General features: G+C 71.9%; 12 protein-coding genes and 5 pseudogenes. 6 read left to right on the top strand and 11 right to left on the bottom strand.

Annotated features, from left to right (window positions below; genetic code table 11):
- The 11 genes and pseudogenes from KSK32_RS34715 to KSK32_RS32310 all read right to left on the bottom strand — a co-directional run.
- Nucleotides 1–185, bottom strand: a pseudogene (locus tag KSK32_RS34715) (amino acid permease); the annotation flags it as partial.
- 310 nt (nt 186–495) lie between these two features.
- Nucleotides 496–657, bottom strand: a pseudogene (locus tag KSK32_RS33815) (amino acid permease); the annotation flags it as partial.
- A gap of 71 nt (nt 658–728) precedes the next feature.
- A complete protein-coding gene (locus tag KSK32_RS35055; protein ID WP_374226761.1) occupies nt 729–896 on the bottom strand; it encodes a hypothetical protein in 168 nt (55 codons plus the stop codon).
- Nucleotides 897–1,084: 188 nt separating this feature from the next.
- Nucleotides 1,085–1,294 (bottom strand): chitinase C-terminal domain-containing protein, encoded by a 210-nt coding sequence (locus tag KSK32_RS34710; protein WP_308163826.1) that lies wholly within the window; start codon nt 1,292–1,294, stop codon nt 1,085–1,087.
- A 71-nt stretch (nt 1,295–1,365) separates the two neighbouring features.
- Nucleotides 1,366–1,535: pseudogene (locus KSK32_RS35050) on the bottom strand (chitinase C-terminal domain-containing protein); the annotation flags it as partial.
- The gene (locus KSK32_RS33805; protein ID WP_254188917.1) at nt 1,532–1,759 is read right to left on the bottom strand and encodes a hypothetical protein; all 228 of its coding nucleotides are present in this window, start codon (nt 1,757–1,759) and stop codon (nt 1,532–1,534) included. The pseudogene KSK32_RS35050 and the gene KSK32_RS33805, both read right to left, overlap by 4 nt.
- Nucleotides 1,760–1,792: 33 nt before the next feature.
- Nucleotides 1,793–1,855, bottom strand: a pseudogene (locus tag KSK32_RS35045) (hypothetical protein); the annotation flags it as partial.
- Nucleotides 1,856–2,077: 222 nt separating this feature from the next.
- Entirely contained in the window at nt 2,078–2,284 is a 207-nt protein-coding gene (locus KSK32_RS33795) for a hypothetical protein (RefSeq protein ID WP_308163822.1), read from the bottom strand.
- Nucleotides 2,278–2,712 carry a hypothetical protein gene (locus KSK32_RS33790; protein WP_308163821.1) on the bottom strand — a complete coding sequence of 145 codons (435 nt, stop codon included), beginning with the start codon at nt 2,710–2,712 and terminating at the stop codon, nt 2,278–2,280. Before KSK32_RS33790 ends, KSK32_RS33795 begins: the two co-directional genes overlap by 7 nt.
- A 250-nt stretch (nt 2,713–2,962) precedes the next feature.
- Nucleotides 2,963–3,220, bottom strand: coding sequence for a hypothetical protein (locus KSK32_RS32315; RefSeq protein ID WP_216936556.1), 258 nt, complete (start codon nt 3,218–3,220; stop codon nt 2,963–2,965).
- A complete protein-coding gene (locus KSK32_RS32310; RefSeq protein WP_216936554.1) occupies nt 3,220–3,366 on the bottom strand; it encodes a hypothetical protein in 147 nt (48 codons plus the stop codon). The genes KSK32_RS32315 and KSK32_RS32310 overlap by 1 nt, the downstream gene beginning before the upstream one ends.
- 95 nt (nt 3,367–3,461) lie before the next feature.
- Between KSK32_RS32310 and KSK32_RS32305 the strand changes: the two genes are divergently transcribed.
- The 6 genes and pseudogenes from KSK32_RS32305 (at nt 3,462) to KSK32_RS34305 (ending at nt 5,524) form a co-directional block, all read left to right on the top strand.
- Nucleotides 3,462–3,623: a hypothetical protein gene (locus KSK32_RS32305; protein WP_216936553.1), complete on the top strand. Its 162-nt coding sequence runs from the start codon at nt 3,462–3,464 to the stop codon at nt 3,621–3,623.
- 191 nt (nt 3,624–3,814) lie between these two features.
- Nucleotides 3,815–4,096, top strand: a pseudogene (locus KSK32_RS35040) (hypothetical protein); the annotation flags it as partial.
- A 67-nt stretch (nt 4,097–4,163) separates the two neighbouring features.
- Nucleotides 4,164–4,601 (top strand): DUF2254 family protein, encoded by a 438-nt coding sequence (locus KSK32_RS33785; protein ID WP_308163824.1) that lies wholly within the window; start codon nt 4,164–4,166, stop codon nt 4,599–4,601.
- Entirely contained in the window at nt 4,490–5,068 is a 579-nt protein-coding gene (locus KSK32_RS33780) for a DUF2254 family protein (protein WP_254188915.1), read from the top strand. Before KSK32_RS33785 ends, KSK32_RS33780 begins: the two co-directional genes overlap by 112 nt.
- A gap of 67 nt (nt 5,069–5,135) precedes the next feature.
- A complete protein-coding gene (locus KSK32_RS33775) occupies nt 5,136–5,363 on the top strand; it encodes a hypothetical protein (protein WP_254188914.1) in 228 nt (75 codons plus the stop codon).
- A gap of 29 nt (nt 5,364–5,392) precedes the next feature.
- Nucleotides 5,393–5,524 (top strand): hypothetical protein, encoded by a 132-nt coding sequence (locus KSK32_RS34305; RefSeq protein WP_256451642.1) that lies wholly within the window; start codon nt 5,393–5,395, stop codon nt 5,522–5,524.
- Nucleotides 5,525–5,953 lie beyond the last annotated feature (429 nt).

The raw sequence follows: 5,953 nt of genomic DNA, 5'->3' as shown, positions 1-5,953 counted from the left end.
GCACGCCGAGCGCCACCACCGCCAGCGTCAGGTCAGATCGCCAGCACCGCGCCGAGCGCGAGCGGCACCGCCCGGGGGACGGTGCGCTCCGGGTCGCGTACCTCCTCGCCCAGCGTGGCGATCCGCGCGTACCCGGCGAAGGCGAAGAACAGCAGCCCGGCGGCGGTCAGTACGCCGGCCGCGCCGATGCCGGCCGGGCCGGTGAGCCGGTCGGCGGCCACCTGCGGCGCGCCGGTCGACGCGGACGACGGCGAGCACCGTCAGCACCACCGCGACGAGAACCCGGGTGGCGGTGGCGGTCTTGCCGATGCCGCGCGGTTCACCGCCGTCACCGCCGTCACCGCGAGGACCGCGACGAGCCGCGCCCGCCCCGGCCAAAGGTACGCCCCGACGGTCAGCGCCATCGCCGCGCGCAGCTCGCTCGGTCTTGCCCACCACGAATCCCCAGCCGGCGAGGAAACCGGCGAACGGGTGCAGCCGTTCCCGGCCGTAGACGTAGGTGCCGCCGGACTCGGGGTAGCGGACGGCGAGCCGGGCCGAGCTGGTCGCGTTGCAGTAGGCGACCAAAGCCGGCGACCGCCAGCGCGACGAGCAGGCCGGTGCCGCGGCCGCCGCGGCGGCCGGGGCGAAGACGACGAACACGCCCTCGCCGAGCATCGAGCCCAGACCGATGACCACCGCATCGCGTACGCCGAGTCCGCCGTGCCAGCCGTTCCACAGCCGGCAGCCTAGGGCGCTCGGCGTGTGAACGGCCGGTGCCGCCGGCGGGGTTCCGCCGGCGGCACCGGGATCGGGTTCAGCAGGGCCCGTTGTCGGTCCACAGCCCTGGTGTTGCTCCCGGGCACGTCTCCCTGGGTCCACCACCGCGAGGTCCACCGGTGTCCGCCGTGGGACACCACAGCGCCTCCGGGGTACGCGGGTGCCCGCGGCCCAGGCCGGCGCGGCACAGCGCCACCGGTGGGTGACACGGCGAGCCGGGGGCGTCCCGGGGAGGCGGTCGGCGTCGGGGAGCCCGTGCAGGCACCCTGGTCGGCCAGACCGCGGCGCTGCCCGGCCGTCTCGCCCTGGGTCCACCACTTCGCGCTCAGGTCCGCCCGGCGTGCGAGACGGTTGCACCGCCGGAGTACGCGGTGGCCGCCGACCAGGCCGGCGCGGTACAGGTGCTCCCGCCGGGCGGGACGGAACCGCTCGGGCTGGGCGACGGCGTGACCACCTCGCCACCGCGTGCCCAGTCCCCGGCCAGCGCGTACGTCTGGCCGCCGAACGCGAGTGTGAAGTTGGCCGGGCCGGAGATCGGGAGGACTGATAGTTGAGCGTCACCTCGGCGTACGAGCCGGGGGCGATCGCGGCCGGTACGGTGAGGCGTACCCGGTTGTGGTCGCCCTTCAGTCCGCCCACGTTGCTGCCGGTGTGGCCGGTGGTGACGGTGGTGAGCGCCCAGCCGGACTGCTGGCTGAGTGTGGCCGGGGTGGTGGTGGATAGTCGAACTCGAGGTGCGCGCCGGCCGGGATCGGTGCGCCGGTGTTGTTGGTCAGCCGCAGCTCGGGGTTGATCGGGTAGTTGTTGTCGCCGAGCGCGAAGCCCCCATGCCGACCGCCACGTCCAGCTCCGGGTGGGCATGGTGATGCCCGCCTTGCGGCGCCGTACGCGGTGCGGCCTTCAGCCGGTCGTAGAGCAGCGTGGTCACGCGTGTCGCCATGCCGTACTGGCCCTTGGCGGAGTCGTAGGCGTAGTCGCCGGCGAGTTCCCAGATCATCACGCCGCCGAGGCCCTTGGCCGCGACGTAGTCGGCCTTGGCGGCGAGCGACTGGTCGTCCTCGGTGGAGAGGAAGACCTTCTTCTCCGCGTTCCACAGCCAGGGCGCGACCAGCGCTGCGGAGTAGTTCCGGGCGTAAGCTGCGCTGATCGGTCGGCCGGGTCGGTGGCCGGGGTGAGGCCGTATCCGCCAGGTAGTCGCCGGTGACGCCGGCTGGAGGTTCTTCGCGTGCCACCATCGGGTTGGCGCCGCCGGGCTTGCGCTGCGCGTCTTGATCTCGAACAGGTCGGCGAAAGTCGGTGCCTATGTCGATCCGCAGCGTCAGTTCGACGGTCGAGGTGGTTGTGGTTGAGCACGACGGTCAGCGTCTCCTCGAAGCTGCCGTTGATGGCCCGGTAGCGCAGGTACGGAGATCTTCGCGTCGATGTAGTGGCTGGGGCGCACCCGGCACGAGGAAGTACGTGGTGTCGTACGAGTCTCCTCGTCCACCGACAGCGCGTTCAGTCGCTCCCCGTCCAGCGTCAGCACCCAGGTGGACAGGAATCGCGTGTCGAAGGAGAAGAGCCCGGTCGGTTAGTCCAGCGACGGCTCGATGTCACCGCGCCGGTCGGACAACAGGAACGTGTTTGCCGTCCAGGATGCTGATCAATTCCTTCACGCCGGCGTCTCCGGTTCCACCGCATCCACGGTCCGAGGGTCACGCGCGTGCGGCGACGGCGGGAAGAACCGCCGAACGCCAGGAACAGGGTCACGTCGCCGCTCAACGTGGCGTCGTTGCGCAGCAACGCGGCCACCGGCTGGGACTCACCCGTCACCAGCTTCTCGAACAGCTCGGCGTCACTGCGCCAGACCGTGTCCGCGTCGGCGTAGCCGGGGCGGCGAGCGGCTTGCCCGCCTTCATCGTACACCACCAGTGTTCGGTTGTGCTCCCCGGTGTAGAGATCGACCCGGAGCACCCCGTCGACCGGGGGCTGCGCAAACCCTGCGGCGTCCTCGCCTGCAGCGTGCTGAAGAACTGCTCGACGAGCGCGTCCATGCCGCCACCCTAAGGGCGTTTCGCACCCTATTGCCGGGAATGTCAGGATCAGGCGTCCGACAACCTCGCGCGGGCAACGGGTACGGCGCGGTGTGCGTTCAGTACACCCAGACCCGGGTCTTCTTCGGCAGCACGTCCTGCGCCCACAGCCAGTCCATCGCCGGGGCGCGTCACCCGCAAACACCCGTGCGACGCCGGATACGCGGGACACTGGTGTAGCCGTGGATCGCGATCCCCTGCTCCTGGAAGTACTTCGGCCGGTACAAGCCGGCCGAGCGGCCGTCGCGCCAGCAGTCGACCTGCCAGTCGATGGTCCACCTGCCGCGCGGGGTGTCCGCAGGTAGGTCTCCCCTGGTGGGTTTGTAACGCTCGAACGTGCCGGTCGAGGTGTTGAAGATCCGACTCACCTCGCCGTCGTCGACGATCATCACAGTTTGCCGTTCCAGGTCCACCTCGGCGAGGTGGCCGCCGGTGCTGCGGGCGTCCGGCGCCTCCCGTCGTCGAGCGCGGCCCGGGTCTTCGCGCCGACGATCCCGTCGGGGCGCAGCCGGCCGCCTTCTGAGAGCGCGTACACCGCTCGCTCGGTGAGCAGCCGAAGGTGCCGTCGGTTTCGCCGACCCAATATCCGAGCCGGTCCAGCCGCTTCTGCAGCGCCTGAACCGGTCGCCGGTGTCGCCGCGTCGCAGGGCGTCCCGTACGTCGGCGTCGGCGGTGCTCGGCGGCGACGGGGTCGCCGAGGGCGCCGCCGTGGTCGGCGCGGGCGTGGACGCCTCGCCGGTCGTCGGAGACCGCCGGCGTTTCCCGGCGGCGAGGTCCGAGGGCACCGTGTGACTCGGGCCGGGTGAGGTCGGCTCCGGTTCCCGGCCGTCGGCGCAGCCGGCGGCCGCGAGCACCAGCAGGGCGGCGCAGGTGACGGATGCCGTGATGTGTCGGCTCTTCATGATCAGCGTGCCGAGTCCCGGCCCACCCCCTTCGTGCGTCCGTTCGAGGTCTCCCTTCAGGAAACAGACCCGTCGGCAGGCATGCAAAAGGCACGCGCAGGGGACTACTGCGGGATGAGCGCGCTCGCGTACCCTCCGGTCCCGCCTGGCGGCGGTGTGGTCGGGATTCGTGGCTGGTGCCGGCGGCGTTCGCCGCCGGGGCCGTGCTGCTGGCCCTCGGCCTGTCGGTGGCCGAGCTGCGACTGGGCCTGCCGACCGGCGGGATCCTGCCCAGCAGCGTGGCCGGGCACGGTCGCTGCTGTCGTCCCGTCGATCATCACCGCGATGATCTCGTTCACCGCGCTGGTCTTCTCCATCACCGTGGTGGCCGTACAACTCGCCAGCAGCCAGTACTCGCCCCGGGTGCTGCGGACCTTCCTGTCAGGACCGGATCACCCAGGTCGCGCTGGGCACCTTCCTGGCGACCGCGCTGTTCGCCATGGTGGTGCTGGCGGCGCTGCCGGCCGACGTCGACGCCGACGCCCGGCTGCCCGATCTGTCGCTCGCCGTGACGATGACGCTCGTGTTCGCCAGCAGCGGGCTGTTCGTCTACTACCTGCACCACGTCACCACGGTCATGCGGGTCTCGCACATCATCGCGGCGGTCGGCGCCCAGTCCCGCCGCGTGATCGAGGAGCAGTATCCGGTCGGCCCGGCCGCCGCGCCCGTCACGCCGCTGCCACCGCCGGTGCAGGTGATCACCGCGGTGCAGCCCGCATGGTCGAGCACGTCGACCTCGACCGGCTCGCCGCGCTGGCCCGCGAACACGACTGCGCCCTGTCGGTCCTGCCCGCGCCGGGCGACTTCGTGGTGGCCGGGCAGCCGCTGATCGCGGTCCATCCGCTGTCCGGCGGTGCCCTTCCCTGCGGCCGTGCCGGAGGCGCGGGCGTGCGTCGCGGTGAGCCTCGGCGTCGAACGGACCTGGGCCAGGACGTCGGGTTCGGGTTCCGCCAGCTGACCGACATCGCCGAGCGGGCCCTGTCACCCGGGATCAACGACACCACCACCGCGGTCCGCAGCGTCCAGGAGATGCACGACCTGCTGCGCCCCTGGCCGGCCGGCCCGGTCACCGCATGCTCGTCGACGATCCCGACGGCACACCACGCGTACGGGCGCGGACGCAGGACTTCGACGGCTTCCTCGCGGTCGCGCGGTGACGACGACGTCCGGCGGGCGGGACGTGACCAGCCGCGGATCACCCGCCTCCTGGACGACGTACTGGCCGACCTGCGTTCCGTGGCGTTGCCGGAACATCTGCCCGACATCACCCGCAGGACCGTGCACCGGGAAGCATGAGTCGCCGAAACCGGGGAAGGCGCGGGCACGAGTCGCGCCGCACGGCGTACTCACCCGGAGGAGTGCCATGACCGCGTCCAGCGAGCCCCCGAGGAACAGGCGCGTCGTCACCCGCGCCGGCCGAACCGGTACGGCGGCCAAGACCAGCACAGCCGCCGCTCTCGCGCTCGTGTTCGGCGTGGCCGCCCTGTTCAGCGTGCTCACCGCCATCCTCGCCTGGATCGGCGTGGTGCTCGCCATCGTCGGCATCGTCCTGGGCATCGCAGGGCTCAAGATGGCCGCCCGACCGGGGTGACCGGCCGGGGCGTGGCAATCGGTGGCCTCGTGCTCAGTGTGATCGCCCTGCTGCTCGGACTGGCGCTCGGTGCGGGCATCACCACGTTCCTCAACAACGAAAGCGCGGTGGACCGACTCCAGCAGCAGGTCGACGACCTGCGCGACCGACTCGACAGCTGACGGTCATTACCACACGGTCACGTCCCCGGCGACGAGCGCCCGGCCGCCCTCGAAATCCCGATAGGGGCCGGAGGGCCCGAGCTCATAGCGGCCGGACAGGTCCGGTACGAGAGAAGTCGACGACCGTGCCGACCACGGTCACCAACTGCGGCGGTTCCGGGATGTCCGGACCGGCGGGACAGCACCAGCAGCGTCCCGTCGGTGAAGTCGACGTCGCGCACCACGAGGCGGTGCCGGTGATGACGCGGTCGACAGTGGCGGTCACGGTCAGACGCGAGCCCGCTCGGCGCGCGCGACAGTGCCCAGCCGGACGGTGGAGGTCGGCTCGGGGACGGCTGGGGTCACGCGGCTGACGGGCGCAGCCGGCGACGAGCATCGTCGCTGCCGAGAGTGCTGCCAGCGCCCGGCGCGTGTCCACCCGCGGCGTTC

It is taken from the genome of Micromonospora sp. WMMB482 (assembly GCF_019038635.1).
Lineage (GTDB): Bacteria > Actinomycetota > Actinomycetes > Mycobacteriales > Micromonosporaceae > Micromonospora > Micromonospora marina.
Note: the sequence above shows the minus strand (reverse complement) of the source record. Positions and strands in the feature narration are given on the sequence as shown.